General features: G+C 50.9%; 16 protein-coding genes. 9 read left to right on the top strand and 7 right to left on the bottom strand.

Annotation, left to right across the window (positions count from 1 at the left end):
- Window positions 1-322: 322 nt before the first annotated feature.
- Both H6F76_RS21735 and H6F76_RS21730 read left to right on the top strand, forming a co-directional pair.
- Entirely contained in the window at window positions 323-1,009 is a 687-nt protein-coding gene (locus tag H6F76_RS21735) for a ferritin-like domain-containing protein (RefSeq protein ID WP_190511452.1), read from the top strand.
- A 334-nt stretch (window positions 1,010-1,343) separates the two neighbouring features.
- On the top strand, window positions 1,344-2,078 hold the full coding sequence (locus tag H6F76_RS21730) for a DUF4079 domain-containing protein (protein WP_190511450.1): 735 nt from the start codon (window positions 1,344-1,346) through the stop codon (window positions 2,076-2,078).
- 88 nt (window positions 2,079-2,166) lie between these two features.
- Here the strand turns inward: H6F76_RS21730 and H6F76_RS21725 are convergent, their stop codons facing one another.
- Window positions 2,167-2,523, bottom strand: coding sequence for a hypothetical protein (locus H6F76_RS21725; RefSeq protein WP_190448887.1), 357 nt, complete (start codon window positions 2,521-2,523; stop codon window positions 2,167-2,169).
- Between the two features lie 301 nt (window positions 2,524-2,824).
- Here H6F76_RS21725 and H6F76_RS21720 point away from each other — a divergent pair, with 301 nt between their 5' ends.
- Window positions 2,825-8,641 carry an alpha-2-macroglobulin gene (locus H6F76_RS21720; RefSeq protein WP_190511448.1) on the top strand — a complete coding sequence of 1,939 codons (5,817 nt, stop codon included), beginning with the start codon at window positions 2,825-2,827 and terminating at the stop codon, window positions 8,639-8,641.
- 18 nt (window positions 8,642-8,659) lie between these two features.
- Here the strand turns inward: H6F76_RS21720 and H6F76_RS21715 are convergent, their stop codons facing one another.
- Window positions 8,660-8,941: a hypothetical protein gene (locus H6F76_RS21715; RefSeq protein WP_190511447.1), complete on the bottom strand. Its 282-nt coding sequence runs from the start codon at window positions 8,939-8,941 to the stop codon at window positions 8,660-8,662.
- Window positions 8,942-9,476: 535 nt separating this feature from the next.
- On the opposite strand from H6F76_RS21715, the gene H6F76_RS21710 reads away from it, so the two are divergent.
- The 4 genes from H6F76_RS21710 to H6F76_RS21695 all read left to right on the top strand — a co-directional run bounded on the left by H6F76_RS21710 (window position 9,477) and on the right by H6F76_RS21695 (window position 12,562).
- On the top strand, window positions 9,477-9,668 hold the full coding sequence (locus H6F76_RS21710) for a hypothetical protein (protein WP_190448889.1): 192 nt from the start codon (window positions 9,477-9,479) through the stop codon (window positions 9,666-9,668).
- 143 nt (window positions 9,669-9,811) lie between these two features.
- The gene (locus H6F76_RS21705) at window positions 9,812-11,140 is read left to right on the top strand and encodes an aspartate aminotransferase family protein (RefSeq protein ID WP_190511443.1); all 1,329 of its coding nucleotides are present in this window, start codon (window positions 9,812-9,814) and stop codon (window positions 11,138-11,140) included.
- Between the two features lie 96 nt (window positions 11,141-11,236).
- Window positions 11,237-11,719, top strand: coding sequence for a hypothetical protein (locus tag H6F76_RS21700; RefSeq protein WP_190511441.1), 483 nt, complete (start codon window positions 11,237-11,239; stop codon window positions 11,717-11,719).
- Window positions 11,720-11,929: 210 nt separating this feature from the next.
- Window positions 11,930-12,562, top strand: coding sequence for a Crp/Fnr family transcriptional regulator (locus H6F76_RS21695; protein WP_190511439.1), 633 nt, complete (start codon window positions 11,930-11,932; stop codon window positions 12,560-12,562).
- Here H6F76_RS21695 and H6F76_RS30035 read toward each other — a convergent pair.
- Both H6F76_RS30035 and rppA read right to left on the bottom strand, forming a co-directional pair.
- On the bottom strand, window positions 12,557-13,759 hold the full coding sequence (locus H6F76_RS30035) for a septal ring lytic transglycosylase RlpA family protein (protein ID WP_190511437.1): 1,203 nt from the start codon (window positions 13,757-13,759) through the stop codon (window positions 12,557-12,559). The two genes, H6F76_RS21695 and H6F76_RS30035, sit on opposite strands and share 6 nt — an antisense overlap.
- 267 nt (window positions 13,760-14,026) lie before the next feature.
- Window positions 14,027-14,719: a two-component system response regulator RppA gene (rppA, locus tag H6F76_RS21685; protein WP_190511434.1), complete on the bottom strand. Its 693-nt coding sequence runs from the start codon at window positions 14,717-14,719 to the stop codon at window positions 14,027-14,029.
- 74 nt (window positions 14,720-14,793) lie between these two features.
- On the opposite strand from rppA, the gene hisG reads away from it, so the two are divergent.
- Window positions 14,794-15,441, top strand: coding sequence for an ATP phosphoribosyltransferase (hisG, locus tag H6F76_RS21680; RefSeq protein WP_190511432.1), 648 nt, complete (start codon window positions 14,794-14,796; stop codon window positions 15,439-15,441).
- A 25-nt stretch (window positions 15,442-15,466) separates the two neighbouring features.
- On the opposite strand, the gene H6F76_RS21675 is transcribed toward hisG, so the two are convergent.
- The 3 genes from H6F76_RS21675 to H6F76_RS21665 all read right to left on the bottom strand — a co-directional run bounded on the left by H6F76_RS21675 (window position 15,467) and on the right by H6F76_RS21665 (window position 16,607).
- Window positions 15,467-15,664, bottom strand: coding sequence for a type II toxin-antitoxin system HicA family toxin (locus tag H6F76_RS21675; RefSeq protein WP_190511430.1), 198 nt, complete (start codon window positions 15,662-15,664; stop codon window positions 15,467-15,469).
- Window positions 15,665-15,910 (bottom strand): DUF1902 domain-containing protein, encoded by a 246-nt coding sequence (locus H6F76_RS21670; protein ID WP_190511533.1) that lies wholly within the window; start codon window positions 15,908-15,910, stop codon window positions 15,665-15,667.
- A 370-nt stretch (window positions 15,911-16,280) separates the two neighbouring features.
- On the bottom strand, window positions 16,281-16,607 hold the full coding sequence (locus tag H6F76_RS21665; RefSeq protein ID WP_190511428.1) for an SMI1/KNR4 family protein: 327 nt from the start codon (window positions 16,605-16,607) through the stop codon (window positions 16,281-16,283).
- A gap of 130 nt (window positions 16,608-16,737) precedes the next feature.
- Between H6F76_RS21665 and H6F76_RS21660 the strand changes: the two genes are divergently transcribed.
- Window positions 16,738-17,442, top strand: a complete 705-nt coding sequence (locus tag H6F76_RS21660) for a CADD family putative folate metabolism protein (RefSeq protein ID WP_190511426.1) — start codon at window positions 16,738-16,740, stop codon at window positions 17,440-17,442.
- Window positions 17,443-17,475: the final 33 nt, after the last annotated feature.

Raw genomic sequence — 17,475 nt, 5'->3', positions numbered from 1 at the left:
ATCAAAGCTCCTATAGAACGAAAGCTAAGTTCGGTTTTGTGTGTAACAGATCCGAATTCAAAGGGATTGCGTATCACCTTTTGAATGCAAGTGCTTATGCGTCAATCTGGTTATCTATCAAAGCAGATTGCGTGTGCATTATTGGCTCTGAAGAAGCAGGCTAAACGGGTTTAAGCACCGTTCGGCGATGAATTATTTGAGTGTCAGGGCGATTGCTCTGGTTGTGAACGCTTTGTTTGCAACCAAAGTTGGTGCTGCCGTTAGACGTTCAGACGTGAGTTGCACGTGAGCCGATTCGTACACTACTTGGGAGAACACCAACATGGATCAGGAAAGAGAGATGCTGTCTGACGTAAGCGCCCGCCGTGCCAAGCATTGGTCGCGCCGCAATCTGCTACGAACAGGCGCTGTTGTCGGTGCTGCTGCTACCGCGATCAGCATTCCCGCAATAGTGAAGCAGGTTGATGCTGCCCCAGCCCAAAAACCCAAAAACGCGAACAATGCCAACGATGCTAAGGTGCTAAACGGAGCGCTGTTTTATGAGCATCAAGCAATCTGGGCATACAGTTTTGCAGCAACTAAGCTGACCAGTACAGATGTGGGTAAAGCAGTGCTGGCTGTTGCCTTGGCGAACCAGGCAGACCACCAAAAACATCGTGATACTCTGGTAACCGTCATCAAGCAATTGGGTGGGACTCCTGTTGCAGCTCAAAAGCAGTACGATTTATCGTCTTATTTGAAGGCAGGTGAGGGCGCACTCGACTCTGATGTCAACATTGCAAAGTTAGCGTTGGCGCTCGAAACCGATGCGGCGATCGCCTATGGTCAAGAGGCAGCTAAACTCAAAACTCCAGCGCTCATCACAGCCGGAGCCAGCATTGGAGCAGTCGAAGCGTCTCATGCGACCTTGATTCGCTCTGCTTTCAAAGCCTTGGGGGTTGACCTGGCGGTTATACCTGTTCCCTTTATCAGCGCTGATACGCGCAGTAACTGGGTACTGAAGGTATAAGTTGCAGCTTAGACGTTTGAGCAATTAGTAAAGGGGATGCGGCAATGCTTGGGCTTTGAATGTTGTACTTAGCACTCGAAGTTAAGGCAAGCAAGCTTACCCCTCTTTTTTGGAGGATTGCTGCAAGCCACAGCTTACAAGCATTTCCGTTTGCAAAAGCCAAACTTTTCCACCCTTCACTTTTTAACCTCTTCACGTACTGTCAGAGACAGTGGCTTACCCGTTGAAAATTTGCTGTAACTCAGCAGACTCTTAGTTTGACCTGATAATCTACTAGCATTCTTGGATGCTTTTGCATCTCAAGCTGTTCTACGCTCAACTTGAGAGAAGCAGTATGGATCTTAATTTTGAGGATATTGTTCTTTTACTGCATCCAGCGATCGCAGTAACAGTCGTGTTTCCTCTGATTGGCATGGTTGTAAGACTGGCATGGCAGACACGGGCACGTCGCCTGGAAGTGAAGGCAGACAACAAGAGTAAAATCCCGTCAGCAGTTGGGCAAGAGCATCTTCAACTCGGTCGCTGGCTCACAGGTGCCGTGGTTGGTATCTACTTTCTTGGCATCACATTCCCGATTTTTGAACAAATCCAGAAGGAAGAGGGTTTTGCTAAAGCACCACAGCAAGTCATTTTGATTGTGCTCTTCTATATTGCGACGATCGCCTCACTTGTCTTTTTGTACCGCGCGCAAGAAAAGCTTTGGCGTGGCGTTTTCGCTACTCTGACCGGGATTGGACTAGTGGTTCTCGGCTGTCAGGATGGCGTGTATCGTCTTGATAAATACTGGTTTTTGTCTCACTTTTACTATGGGTTAATAGCAGCGTTGCTGATGATTTTTTCACTGGCGATCGTCCGTGACATCTACCAGGATCGGGCAAACCGCTGGCGTACTACCCATATTGTGTTGAACGGCGTCGCACTATTGCTCTTTGTGGGTCAAGGAATCACAGGCACCCGCGACCTTCTAGAAATCCCGCCAAGCTGGCAGAAAAGCACGATTTACCAATGCAACTTTGACAAACTATCGCCTGCATACAAAACCTGCCCACCGCTTGCGCCATCAAAGTAGTTGCCCCTGATGTAAGCATTGATCTCTTCATAGAGCATAGGGAAGCGCCTGCACCTCTACGCCACGACTTGAAGCAATCACGCTTTTCTTAGAACGAGATGCGCGGAATGATAATAATGCTGGGACGGCTGTACCGATCGCGCTTATAGTCACGACGATCGCCGTAATCGCGGTAGTCACGACGATCACGCAAGTAGCGTTCCCGTTCCCAATCACGACGATCCCAACTGCGGCGATCGCGTCTAAGAACGGAACGATTACGGTCGTAGCCATCAAGCGTATAAACTCGTTGAATGACTCGACGGTTGTAGCCCCCATCGCGGGAGTAGCCACGATTGTAGCCCCCATCGCGGGAGTAGCCACGCTCATACCGTTCGCCAGCCAGTACCCCTGTAGGTGCTGCAATGGCGATCGCGCAAATTAAAGACAGAGCAGTACGAAACATCTTACGTGACTCCTACTTATTGCTGGTTACGTCCTATCAGCTAGTCACCCTACTCATCAGTATAAATAACTAGGATGAGATTCGCCTTTTCGTAACGCTAGATGAACTGTAGGTTGGTGTTCAAACAAGACAAGCCAACAACCGTTTTGACTGCTGTCCCTGCTACCGTCCAGCTTGTCAAATCGTAAAGATTTATAGTCAACATCGGAATCGACCTATCCTTGCGAGTAGGAATGGTTGTGGTAACAAATTGTTTGTTAGCAGCGATCATTCATAGAGTAGGGAAGCGGGGAGAATGGTGATGAGAAGTGGCAGTGGCGTTAAGCCCTGGTTTGTTTTGCTGGCTCTATGCGTTGCCCTTACCATCAAAGGCTGTAGCTTCGCCAACATCACCTCCAATACCAGCCCGCAGCCATTGGTTGCCGCCTTACCAGTGCCTAAATTGCCAGACTGGATTGAGCAGATTAGCCCGCTCGGAGACGCTGCTACAACCGCACAGATCCGCATTCGCTTTAAGGAACCAATCATTCCACTGGAAAACCTGGAGAACGGGTCACAGGAACTGCTGAAGAAATTTGAGGTTGTGCCACCGCTGCCGGGAACGTTTCGTTTTCTTACCCCTCGCATGGTTGGCTTCCAGGGTGATCAGGCAATACCAAAAGCGACTCGTGTTCAAGTCAAGCTTAAAGCTGGGTTGGCAGATCTAAAAAATCATCGACTAGATCAGGATCTTGCCTGGACATTCAATACTGAAGCCATTAAATTATCTAACTTGCCCGGGATGTCTGTTCCCGGAGAGGCGGCAGAGGCAGCAAGACCACTAGATCTCAAGCCTGTCCTCAAATTTACCTCCAACGTTGAGCTAAATCTGGCATCGCTGAAAGAGCGCGTCAAGTTGGTTCCAGCCAACGAGCCAAAGGCGAACAAGGGCGTAACGATGAATGCGGCGTTGGAGAAGAGTGAAGAACAGTCAAAGGAGCAGTACCCCGAAAGTACACCCGATGCGCAATTTGATCCCTCCGCCCGCGACTGGATTTATACACTGGAACCCCAGCAAGCACTTGCCAAAGCCACTCGTTATCGTCTGGAAATCACGCCAGGATTAGCGGCAGCAAAAGGCAATCTGGCTAGCGAGAGTATGTTTGCTAGCCAGGTGGAAACCTACGCACCGCTAGCATTTCAGAAACTAAACTACTACGGGCAACCCGATGCAGGCGGGACAACGGGACGCTTTGTCAATGGCAGTGGTCAGTTGGAGTTCAATAACGAACTAGATGCAGAAGCCGCGATCGCCAACATTTCCGTTGAACCGCCCCCGAAAAAAGATGTGCCCCTAGTGCGGGTCTACGAGGGCGAGCGTCTGGTCAACCTTAATCCCTGGGCACTGGAGCCAGCGACCAAATACACGATCAAACTGGGTGCTGACCTAAAGGATAAATTTGGGCAAACCCTCGGCAAGCCAATGACGGTAGACTACCAAACTGGCGATGTTGGGGCTGACCTGTGGGCACCCTCTGGGCTAAATATTTTCCCGACAGGCAAGAATCTTCAACTAAATCTCTCAACGGTTAATCTTCCCAGTTACAAAGCTGCCTTTGCGATCGTCCAGCCGACGGATCTGGTCTATACCGACTCTGCCTACCCCAACGCCAATGGTGGCAGCCTGTTGCCCAGTCCCTCTGCGTGGAAACGTGCGTCCTTGAAGGGGCAAAAGAATCAGGCGATCGACACAACTATACCGCTGCAACAACAATTGGGCAGCACTACTGGGATGCTGGCCTATGGCGTTCAGGCACGCACTAATCAATATCAAGACGGCAAACAGCAAAAGTGGCGCGAACCGACCACCTATGGCTTGGTGCAGTTGACCAATTTGGGCGTATTTGCCCAATGGTTCCCTGAATCGGGCATGGTGCGAGTCAGCCATCTCTCAGACGGATCGGCTGTTGCAAATGCCGCTGTGCAAGTTTATCAATCGAAACTGGAGGCGAAAGACCAGCCCACTCCAAGCGCCTGTGCAACTGGCAAAACCGACAAGACCGGCACCTTATTGCTCGATCGCTCAACCTTACAAACCTGCATGGGTGGAGCCGGACGCTTTGCCAATGCACCTAACCTGCTAGTTGTGGCGCAAGAAGGCAAGGACTGGGCGTTTACCCGCACGACGGAATATAGCGGTGCCTATGGGTACGGGATTGATGCTGGCTGGCAGGGCAGCGCCCCTGAGTCACGGGGTGTAGTTTTCTCCGATCGCAATCTCTATCAACCGGGTGAAACTGCCTGGTTTACCGGAGCCGCCTACTACCTGCAAAACGGTGCTTTAAAGCAAGACAAAAACGCCCGCTATACCCTCACACTGCGGGACTCCAACGGACAGGAAACCAGCCTGGGCACTCAGACGACCAATGAATTCGGCACGTTTTCTAAGGAGTGGACAGTCGCCAAAAACCAGCCCCTTGGTTACTATGCGATTCTTGCCAAAAACGATCGTGGCGTTGAAATTACAGGCGAATTCCGCGTTGCCGAATTTAAGCCACCTAACTTCAAAGTGGCGTTGACGTTAGAAGGTAGTAAACCTGTTGAGCCATCAAATGCAACGCAAAACTCACCAGCCGAAACTCAAAACTTTGATGCGATCGCCACCGTTGGTCAAACCATCACCGCCAAGACCCAGAGCAACTACCTCTTTGGCTCGCCTGTAGAGGGCGGCAAGGTTAATTACTATGTCACCCGCAAGCAAGCAGAGTTCGTACCCAAGGGCTGGGATGGCTTTGCCTTTGGGCGGCAGTGGTTCTGGCCCGAAGAAGCGCCCACCGTCACCAGCGACGTACTGCAAACCAATCAAGTGTTGAGTCAAAACGGGGATAGCAGTCAGACCGTCACGGTTGAAAAAGAGTTGCCCTACCCGATGGCGTATCGCGTTGATGCCCAGGTATCGGATGTGTCAAACCTCTCGGTTTCTGACTCCAAGACCTTTCTGGCATTACCGACAGACAAATTCATTGGGCTGCAAAGCGATTTTGTAGCGACCGCAGGGCAGGATTTCCCTGTCAAAGTCATCGTTACCGACCCCGCAGGTGCGCCAGTGTTGAATCAAAAAGTGCATCTGGAACTCCAGCAGATGAACTACAGCCGCGTGTCGAAACTGGTGGAAGGCAGCCGCACTCAGCAAGATCAGGTCGAGTACAAAACCGTCGCCACTGCGGATATCCAGTCTGATGTCAGTCCGAAAGGTGCAACCCTCAAGCCTACTACCGCTGGTGCTTATCGCCTACAGGCAACGTTTGCAGGCAGTAACGTGGTCAGCGCTACCGAAGTACAGCTTTGGGCAACGGGGGATGCGGCTGCATGGGGCAACCGCTACCGCAACAATCGACTTGAAATCAAGCTTGACAAAAAGCAGTACCAAGTCGGCGAAACGGCTACAGCGCTGATCCAGTCGCCCTATGCCGATGGTGAACTTTACTTTGCTGTCGTGCGCCACAACACCCTTTACAAAACACTGACAAAAGTACAGGGTGGTGCGCCTAAAGTGCAGTTTCAGGTGACACCCGAAATGCTGCCCAATGCAGCGATCGAAGCTGTGCTGGTGCGTCAGGGCAAACCGTTAGAACAGGTGGAACCTGGTAGCCTGGATCAACTCGTTCGCATTGGCTTCGCACCCTTTGAAACGAGCCTTGCTCCTCAGTATTTGAAGGTAGAAGCTACCGTTGCGCCCTCATTGCAGCCGGGAGACGAACAAACGGTGCAGGTACGAGTCTCTGCACAAGACCAACCGGCGAAAGGGCAAGTCACACTGATGGTCGTGAATGAAGCCGTTCTGCAACTGACCGGCTACCGTCCGCCTGATCTGGTGAAGACCGTCTATGCGGAACAACCCGTCTCAGTCCGCTTGAGCGACAATCGACCCGACGTAGTGCTGCAACCACAGGCATCGCCCTTACAAAAAGGCTGGGGCTATGGCGGTGGTTCGTCGGCAGGCGCTGGCAATACGCGAATTCGCACCAACTTCAAAGCGCTGGCATACTACAACGGCTCGGTGAAAACAGATGCGATCGGCAACGCTATAGTCAAATTCAAGCTGCCGGATGACCTGACCACCTGGCGCGTGATGGCAGTCGCTACCGATGAGAATATGCATTTTGGCAACGGCGATGCCACCTTTGTGACGACTAAACCGCTGCTAGCAAATCCCTTGCTGCCACAGTTTGCTCGACCGGGCGATCGCTTTCAGGCAGGCGTTTCTGTCACCAACAACACGGGACAAAACGGTAACCTGTCAGTAAATGGCACCGTTACCGAGCCGCTCAAGCTAGATAACTCAGGACAGCAGCAAGCGCAGGTGGAAGCTGGCACGAAGGCGTATCGTTTTCCAGTTGTCGTGCAGTCAGCAGGCGAAGCAATGGTGAAATTCACTACTCAGCTTGGCAGCGCCACCGATGTCTTTGAACTGCCGCTAGACGTGAAGCCGCTAGACGTAACCGAACAAGTGGTGGAAGCAGGCACCACGACTGATCGCGCGACCATTCCCCTGAACGTAGATAAAAATGTAGCGCCTGATGCAGGTGGACTGGACATTTCCCTTGCCAGCAGTTTGATTCCCACCCTGGTTGCTCCCGCAAGGCAAGTGCTAGACGAAACCAACCTACCCTTCTTGGAGCCTGCTGCCAGTCAGCTCGCGATCGCCGCCAACCTGCAAACTCTTACCCAAACCTATGGGCAAACCTTTGCCAGCTTTAACCCCACTCAGCAGGCAACCCAAGCGCTCGATCGCCTGCAAACCCTCCAAAAACCCGATGGCGGTTTCGCCGCCTACCCTGGACAGGAGACCTCTGATCCGTTTATCACTCCCCACGCTGCCCAAGCGATCGCCCTTGCTGATCGTGCCTTTAGTAAAACTGACTCCTCTCCCCTCACTCCTTCCCCCTCACTCCTCTCCCCTCTCACCGCCTATCTCAAGAAGCTTCTTGCCGACCCCGGACAGTACGATTTCTGCAAACAAGCGTTGTGCAAAAATCAGGTTCGTCTGGAAACGTTGATTGCTCTTGCAGACCTGGGCGATCGACGCAACGACTTCCTTGCTGACCTCTACAGCCAGCGGAGCCAGTTTGACCCCGTTAGCCAGATCAAGCTAGCGCGGTATCTGTCTCAGTTTCCCGACTGGCAGCAAGAAGCCACCACCATGGTGAATCAGCTTCAGGAAACGATTTACCAAACGGGACGTAACGCCACCGTCAACTTGCCGTCTAACTGGCGCTGGCTCAACTCTCCTACAACGGCTCAGGCTCAGGCATTACGGCTCTTTGTCGCTCAAAAAGCTAAAGCTGAGGACACCGATCGACTCCTGCAAGGGCTACTATCTCAGCGGCGTAACGGCACCTGGCAAAGCACCCACGATAACGCCGAAGCGCTCACGGCTCTGGTGGCATATAGCCAACTCCAACCGACACCACCCACGTTTGAAGCTACCGCTGCACTTGCGGGTAAACCGATCGCCACTGCTAAATTTTCAGGCTACCGTACTCCCAGCACGACCGAAAAAGTAGAAATGGCTGCGTTACCGCGCGATCGCAATGACCTGATCCTCACTAAGACGGGCCAGGGCACTCTGCATTACCTTGTTGCCTACCGCTATCGTCTACAGGGCAACCAACCCGGTAAACTTAACGGGTTAAGAATCACCCGCACTATTCGTCCTGCCAACGAAGACAAAGTGGTATACAAAACCGGGCTTTATGCACCAGAACCACTGACTGTTCCAGTGGGGCAAGTCTACGACATTGGGCTAGAGATCATTGCCGATCATTCAGTGGATCATGTGGTCGTCACTGATCCGCTACCTGCAGGCTTTGAAGCGGTGGATGACAGTTTCCAGACAACGACACCCTACTTCCAGTCACAAGGTGATAGCTGGCAGCTTGCCTATCAAACGATTTACCACGATCGCGTGGTTGCCTTTGGTGATAAGCTTGATCCAGGCGTGTACACCCTGCATTATCTAGTGCGCTCCGTGACGCCCGGCACGTTCGTCTATCCTGGTGCTGAGGCACATCTGCAATACGCCCCAGAAGAATTCGGGCGATCAGCTTCCTCAAGCCTTGTCGTGACGGAGAAGTAAACCGCTTGAGTTGATGCTTCAACCTAATTGTGGAGCGGCAATGCATTCACCGCCGCTCCATTTTGAGATTTTCGTACGTTTCTGCGACGAGGCTTCTGCAAATGATGAAGCAATCCTAATTTCATCAGATTGAGCGATCGCACCCTTAGAACGAAGTTTTTGCAGCGGATGGTTGCAAAGCGTTGGCACTGAGTTAGAGGTTACGTCTGCGATCGTGGTTCGAGGATGCAGCGCAACACAAACAAAAGGTAACCCCGACCATATATTGCTATAGTCGGGGCTATCTAGGCTTTCAATCAATGGATCAAAAGCAACAAATTAAAGGTTGTACAGCACTTAGAACGGCTAAGATGAGGGATCTCCTCGCTTATGACGATCATAATTAGAGCTGCTGCGATACCGTCGTTGAGTTGTTTTTGGGTATTTAGGTATCTATTGCATTACTCTCGATGTTGCAGATGAAGAGGTATCAACAACCTGGTTGAATGCTGCACATATTGACGAGATCGATTCAGACGTTAAAACGATAAAAACCTCCTGTTTAACGTAAGCTGAACCATTTATTTTGAATTAAGAAGCCTCCTTTCTTTGCTTCTTGTTTTTAGAATACTCCCCTTCTATTGTGATTTCTAGGGTTGAAATCAAAGTTTATCTTTTGAAACTTAATGCCATCGGTTGAAACGCGATCGCTCTTAGTAACTGCCAAGCCAACGAAGCAACTGATCACTTATCCTGATGGGTGCTGCAATTAAGAAGGCGATCGCCAATATTGAACCTTTCCCTCTTGCATAAATTTATGCTAGTGATAATTCTACTCATGCGCTAAAACAAGAAGATGGAAGATTCTACTTACGCTATTTTTCTTGCCTTTGGCTTGCTCTGGGTCGTCATGGGAGGAGCGGCTGTGATTGCTCTCATGAAGGCAGACGGTCAACCCATTCGGCTGGGTAAATGGGGGCTTGTCGTCACAGTACCCATCCTTATACCGTTACTAGCTGCCTTTGCGTTCGCAGCGTTCTATCACTAGCAAACTGCCAGCGTGCGCTTTCAAGCTGTGGCTTGCTTCTTGAAGCGTAGGCTGAAGGTGGACAGAAGCCAACGATCGCTCACCTAATTGGATGGCTGCTTCCAAGGTAAGCTGATGGAAGCCGATCGCCCTTAGTTACCGCTATGCAACCAGAGCAACCGACCACTCACCCTGCATCCCTTGATGCGTTTTGGATGCCCTTTACCGCCAATCGGCAGTTCAAAGCCAAGCCCCGATTGATGGCGGCAGCAAAAGGGATGTATTACACAACAGTCGATGGGCGTGAAGTGTTGGATGGCACTGCTGGCTTGTGGTGCGTCAATGCAGGGCATGGTCGCGAAGAGATTGCGGCAGCCGTACACGCCCAAGTGATGGAACTGGATTTTGCACCGACGTTTCAGATGGGGCATCCAGGTCCTTTTGCCCTTGCCGATCGACTGGTTAAAATGCTTCCGGGCGATCTAAACCACGTCTTTTTTACCAATTCTGGTTCTGAGTCGGTAGATACTGCCCTCAAAATAGCGCTGGCGTACCATCGTGTGCGGGGAGAAGGCGCGCGTACCCGGTTGATTGGGCGAGAGCGTGGCTATCATGGCGTTGGTTTTGGTGGTATCTCAGTGGGTGGTATTGCACCCAACCGTAGGTTTTTTGGTAGCCTGATTCCTGGTGTGGATCACTTGCCGCACACGCATAATCTGGAACACAACGCGTTTACTCGTGGTCAGCCTGAGTGGGGCGCACATTTGGCAGATGAACTGGAACGCATTGTAACGCTGCATGATGCCTCCACGATCGCCGCTGTGATTGTCGAACCGCTGGCTGGCTCAACAGGAGTGCTAGTGCCCCCCAAAGGTTATCTCGAACGCTTGCGAGCCATCTGCGACAAATACGGTATTCTGTTGATTTTTGATGAAGTAATTACGGGCTTTGGGCGCTTGGGTTCGGGCTTTGCAACCGAGCATTTTGGCGTGATGCCCGATCTGGTGACGGTAGCAAAAGGCATTACCAATGGCACCGTCCCGATGGGTGCAGTGTTTGCACGGCAGGGCATTCATGATGCCTTTATGCATGGACCCGACAGCGCGATCGAACTCTTCCACGGCTACACCTACTCTGGTCATCCTGTTGCCTGTGCTGCTGCTGAAGCGACACTGGACATCTACGAAAAAGAGGGCTTGTTCGATCGCGCCCGTCGGCTCTCTAGCGAGTGGGAAAACGCTGTTCATTCGCTTAAAGGCTTACCCCACGTGATTGATGTTCGCAATATGGGTTTGGTCGCTGGTGTTGAATTGGCATCGTCTGGCACTCCCGGTGCCCGTGGCTACGAATGCCTCGTCAACTGCTTTGAGCAAGGGTTGTTGATCCGCACAACCGGCGATATTATTGCCCTGTCGCCACCACTCACGATCGAGACAAGCCACATTGATCAACTGATTGAACAGCTTACAAAAGTGCTTAAAGCGCTACCGTAATTCGGTGAAGGATGAATAAATAGTGGGTGAAGCAATAAAATGGCTCAATGAGTGCCACTCACCATTTATCATCCTTTATGCTTCTCGGAGAATTACATGGCGAAGACACCACAGCCGTCGTCCTGGGCTTTTAATGACCATGAATCTTTCATTCCTCTGACGCATAAGGGTAAGGTGGTTGGCTTTTGCCAGCCAGCCTATGCTCGTTATATCGTGAAACAGTTGACTGAGGGAGAACAGTTGTATAAAGCGCTAGAGTTGGCTTGCTATGACTTGACAGCACGATCGGGTGGTAGTGCAATGGGTGTTGGCGAGCTAGTGCAGCAGTACATGGCTAAAGCAGTAAGCCCCACAAGTGGTACGGCTTTAGTCGCTCTGTTATTAAAACAACGCCAGGAAGACTTGGACTTAAACGATGAGGAGTTTGCCAAGTTCTGCGATACGTTTCGACTGTCCCGCGCTGAGCTACAAGCGATTTATCGAAACGAAGATATTGAGAATAACCAACTTAACCCGTTGGCACGCATTTTGGGTCTGTCAATGGATGAGTTGATTGATGCGTGGAAGGAAAGGGAGTAAGGAATGGAGATAGGGACTAGGGCTTCGACGTAAGCGCTCAACCGAACGGAGTGAGGAGTAGGTCTGTAACAGTGTCAGCTTCATTACGCTATGGGCTGCTGGCAATCGTGCCCCATCAGCAAAACTTAACCTAAAGCCAACCTTCTAATTAACTTCCCTTGAAATACAGGTTCTAGGCTTGTGGTGCTCCTCATCACATTTATAAGCTCTATGCTGCAAGCCTACGCTTCTAGAGATGCTGTTCAGCCTGATCTGCGTCATTTTCTGGAAGAACTCTATCAAGGGCGAAGCCTGAGTTCCTTCCGAGCCGGACAAACAGTTCCCATGAATCCTCAGGATGTGTGGGTTGTCTGCCGGGGTGTAGTGCAGCTTAGTACCCTGTATCAAAATGGTGACGATGCCTTGCTAGGGTTAGCAGGTCCTTCTATGCCGTTCGGATTGCCGCTAACGCTCATTTATCCCTACCAAGCAACAGCGCTGTCAGATGTTGATGTCATGGGTCTGACGATCACCGAAATCGATCAATCCCCCATACTAGCTCAAGAAGTGGGTCGTCATACAGTACGCCGACTGCGGCAAACCGAAGCAATGCTAGCAATGGCAGGCTATCGACGGGTGGAAGATCGGCTACGGCAATTGCTGCTGTTGCTACAAATGGAAGTCGGGCAGCCAGTTGCTGGTGGCACTCGCCTCAGCGTACGGCTAACCCATCAACACCTAGCAAGTGCCATCGGTACCACTCGCGTCACTGTCACTCGGCTACTGGGTCAGCTTCGTAGCGAAGGGCGGCTGATCATTGATGCAAACCGCCATATTATTTTGCCGCTCAGCGCAACGCTATAGCCTGCGAGCGATCGACTTACTTAGGTCAGCAGTTGACGTGGCGGGCTGCATGATTTCAGCTTCTACTGGTACAACACCATTAGTTTCGCTATCCAGAGACCGAGCAGCTTCCCGAGACAGGTCCAACGTACGGTTGTCAAAGTAAGGACCGCGATCGTTGACTCGTACAATGACAGCTTTTCCATTGTTGCGGTTGGTTACTTTCAGATAGGTATCAAAGGGCAGCGATGGATGAGCGGCGGTGAAGTCATTTTGGTTAAACCGTTCGCCTGTCGCTGTTTGCCGCCCATGAAAATAGGGACCATACCAGGAGGCAATACCTTCCAATCGCTCCCCAGTTGCTTGCAAGCCACGCATTTTTGCCTGCGCGTCGGCAAGTGCCAGAGGCGGCTCGGCTAACGCTGTTCGCAAAGCGTTAACCCACTGAATTGCTAAAACTTCGGGGTGACAGTCCCACTGGTTAGCCATCTGCTGATCCACAGTAAACAATATGCGATCGCCCAATTTTCCACCAGGCACACCATTGATTAAACCAGGCTGCAACTGGTCAAAGGGGACTTTAGCCTCACTTGCAGTGGCACTGTCCAAAGCCTGCTCAAGGTGATTAGCAAGTTGCTTTGCCTGCCGTTGACTAAAGACAGAGCCAACAATAGAGTCTTTAATCTTGACCTGAAACAGGCTTTTGGTCTGATGCTTAAGGCGGGGGTTTGTACCACCTTTGGCATTACGTTGAGCGATCGACAGACAGTGACCAAAGCCTAGCCCAGAGCTGACCTGCTTAATGCTCGTTTTGGTCTCTCTCTTAGGTTCTGCCTGAACCACAACGACAGGTGGAGTAGAGCGAGACGCTGTAAATTTCTGAAAGCTTGAGAAGAGGTTCTTAAACGCGCCTAGAAAATCAACTGGGGCTGACAGAATACTACTGGCATCAAACGCCAGCGCTAAAGAAAGGGCTTGAGCCTGAGGCACAGTTGGCATCATGGAGCCAAATGGTTGCACTTGCTGCGAGGGCAGCACGGAGATGACCTGATCGCGGCTGGCAGCAACTGATCGTTCGTCACGAGCACCACTTACCCTGTAAACGGCTTGAAGTGGTAGAACACGGGCTAAAGCAGCAGGCGCTCGTAAGAGGTCTTGGCTAGACGAAAAAAAGCAACCAACCCACGAGGCAACCCATACAAGTCCGAAAATTGGCATGAATAATCTGTGGTTTAGTGAACGGTAGTATGCACTACAAAATCAAAAACGGGATTTTATCTTACCTTTCATCAAACCTTTAAATCTCTACCCCAGGGATAATTATCGTGAAGGTGACCCAGTAAACAGACTTATTTTAGGAAATTAGGGATTTGTGAACGTTATAAGCGATAAGGGCGAAAGCCTTTAGCAGAGGGCACTAAGACAGTGCCAAAGGGTCATTCCCAGTCCTCTTTCAGAGCAGATGTCTGCTCTACATACCAACGGTTACTCAGCCGAAACGCCAAACCGATAGCCTTTTCCGTAGACGGTGGTGATTAAGGGCGGTTCACCATTGGCTTCAATTTTGCGCCGTAGGAGCCGAATCTGAGCGGCAAGAGCGTTGCTGGTAGGTTTTTCTACGCTGTCGCCCCAGAGATGCTGGTGGATTTGCTCGTGGGTGAGAAGTTGGTTAGGCAGGCGCATCAGGTATGCCAGCAATTGTGCTTCTTTTTCGGAAAGCTCGATCGCCCGCCCCTGACGGTAGGCAAGCTGATTGCTGATGTCGAGTTCTAAATCATCCACCTGCAACCGTTGAGTTGGTGCAACAGGCTCTAAGGTGGCGGGACGGCGCAGCAATGCCCGGACTCTAGCAAGCAGTTCTCGCAGCTCAAACGGTTTGATGAGATAATCATCGGCTCCAGCATCCAACCCCTCTACCCGATCGTCGATAGTGTCCTTTGCCGTCAAAAACAGAACGGGTGTCGTATCACCGCGCGATCGCACTTGCTGACAAATCTCTAACCCCGAATAGCAGGGCAACATCCAGTCTAGAATCAGCAGATCGTAGTGCTCCTGCTGTGCCAACTGATTGCCACGATCGCCGTCATACGCCACATCCACTGCATAGCCTTCACGGGTCAAAAGGAGGCTTAACGGGTCTGCCATTTCTACTTCGTCATCCACCAAAAGAATCCGCATCAGCGCGATTAGCCTCTAGCCATCAGCTTTCAGCTATTATTATCGTGCTGATTGCCGATCACTGAAGACTGTTTATGCTGACTGTTGTACTCCCCAAAGGCGCTCTCCTACCAGACAGCATTCGACTGTTGAAGGCAGTGGGACTAGATTTCAGCGTGTTTCTCGATCCAGCCAACCGCTTGCTGCAAATTACTGACCCCACTGGAACGGCAAAAGCATTCCTGGTGCGGAACTACGACGTGCCAGTGTATGTGGAATACGGTCAGGCGCAGCTAGGAATCATTGGCTATGACGTACTGCGAGAGAAAGTCCCTCAGGTCGCGCATCTTGCTGATCTTGGCTTTGGCAAATGTCGGATGTCTGTAGCGGTGAAGCAGTCTAGCCCCTATCGATCGGCATTAGACTTACCGTTGTATGGGCGAGTAGCCTCCAAATTTGTCCACTGTGCCCGCGAATATTTCGACAGTTTGGATTTGCCCGTCGAGATTGTGCCACTCAACGGCTCGGTGGAACTGGGACCGATTACAGGGATGTCTGAGGCGATCGTTGATTTGGTCGCTACAGGCACGACTCTCCGCGAAAACGGCTTGATTGAAACCGATATCCTCTTTGAAACGACTGCCCGCCTGATCGCGCATCCCCTGAGTTACCGTCTCAACACCGATGGTTTAAGCGAGTGGATTGAAAAACTGCGATCGCAGGTAACGATCGTGGCTACTTGAGCAGTATAAACAGCACGTCAGAACGCTAAAACGTCTTCGGTAAGCCTGCTTGCTTTAGCACTGCATTAGCTGTGTGACGCGATTTGATTGCACTATCCACCACAAATCGACGCTCTGTGATAGGGCTGTACCAAATTTCGTGATCGCCTTTGCCTTGACGTTCAAAGAAACAACCAGATTCTGACAATAGTTTCTTGAGCAATGGCGTGAGCGATACAGCCACTTATGATGCAACCTCGATGAGTTCCTGTCGCTGGCTAGTGAGTTGAATCGCGATCGCACCAACATAATCAGCCGTAATGACATGGTTGAGGCGCAGCAATTCAGGCACCATATTCCGCAGCTTTTGGCTCAATGCCTCAAGTGTGTCAGCTTCTGTTGCTAATCCTGGTACATCGTCGCTGGTTGCCACCCAAACAGCCGCATCGTTATCCCAGAGGGCATCAACTTGATAAACTGCCTGTACCATGCTGACCTCACATTTGAGTATTTCGCGTTTGAGCCGAGAGCGATTCGTTTCTTGAGTGTAAAACATCGCCCTTGCTCACTGGGAATTTGTGCTTACAAGTAAAAGACAGTTGGTAATGAAGATGCTTGAGGAGAAGTTAGTAGACGCGCTGACTCACGACGCAAGCACATTAACCATTATTCAATGATCGGCTCCACTCTTCCCATCGCGCTATGTTGGACAGGAAGTTATCCATATAAAGAATGACAAAAGCCTCCAAGTTTGGAGAAGCATTCCAAGTGATGCTTTTACCATCATCTTTACCTTCGTAGTAAAAGTGAACAGGTGGATTATCTCCCTCAGAGGCTCGGATAAAGTGAAAACTTCCCCCCTAGTGATACCAGGCAAAAACAATTGCATCATCGGGCAGACTGTCATTGCACTCATTTTCCTCTAGCAATTCGATCGCATCCTCTCGATTGCGGGGCAAAGTACGGAGGCTAAAAACCTCAGAATTCATAAAAGAAGGAATGTCCTTTCCCATCCACAGCAGAAATTCTTGATAAGCAGCAGGGAAAGACAGCTTCAGGGCCTTCTCCATTGCTTTGATTTCAGCTTCGCTGCTTGGTACTGCAACGTAAGGAGAGGCAGGCTTGTGCTTTTCGGGGATGGTTTGATAAAACTCTGAGAAACGTGCTTTTGCTTGATCTAAGTACATATGTAGCACTACACGAAGAACAGAGTGATCGCCAACACAACTCTTACAACCGCGAATCAGGTGTTTGGATGGCTCAAAATGGCGGCTGAGTGAGGTAAACTCCAGTCATATTCTAGCTGGTGGAAGCTATATGGCATTTTGTGAAGACCTGAAGTCGATCGTCGATCGCAAGCATCTTTTGACCCATCCCTTTTACATTGCCTGGACAGAAGGTAAGCTCACTCGCACACACCTGAAGCATTACGCGATCCAGTATTTTCAGAATGTGCTGGCGTTTCCGACCTATCTGAGTGCAGTGCATTTCAACACGCCCTCCTTTGACAACGCAATTGCCGTTCGCCAAGAAATTCTCGAAAACCTGATCGAAGAAGAGCGTGGCGAAACCAACCATCCTGCCTTATGGAAGCGGTTTGCGGAAGCCCTTGGTGCAACGGAAGCTGACCTAGCAGCAACGTCTGCCTTGGCAACAACAACGAACCTGGTAGAGACCTTCCGTCAGCTTTGCCTGACATCGCCCTTCTACGCAGGCTTGGCAGCACTCTATGCCTACGAGTCACAAATTCCCGACATTGCAGCCGTCAAAGTGGATGGACTCAAACAGTTCTATGGCATGACGAACCCTGACGACTATCAGTTTTTCACGGTGCATCAGCAGGCAGACGTGTGGCACACCGCAACCTCACAGAAGCTCATTGAGCAGTACGCCGATACACCTGAAAAGCAAGCTGAAGCACTGAAAGTAGCTGAAAAAGCCGCCGATGCGCTCTGGCAATTCCTAGATGGCGTGTACGAAACCTACTGCCAGGACATCATGCCTGAGCCTGTAGCAGCGTAAGCCAGTTCACTTCCGTCGCTTTGATGATAAAAA

It is taken from the genome of Leptolyngbya sp. FACHB-321 (assembly GCF_014695975.1).
GTDB lineage: Bacteria > Cyanobacteriota > Cyanobacteriia > Leptolyngbyales > Leptolyngbyaceae > Stenomitos.
Note: the sequence above shows the minus strand (reverse complement) of the source record. Positions and strands in the feature narration are given on the sequence as shown.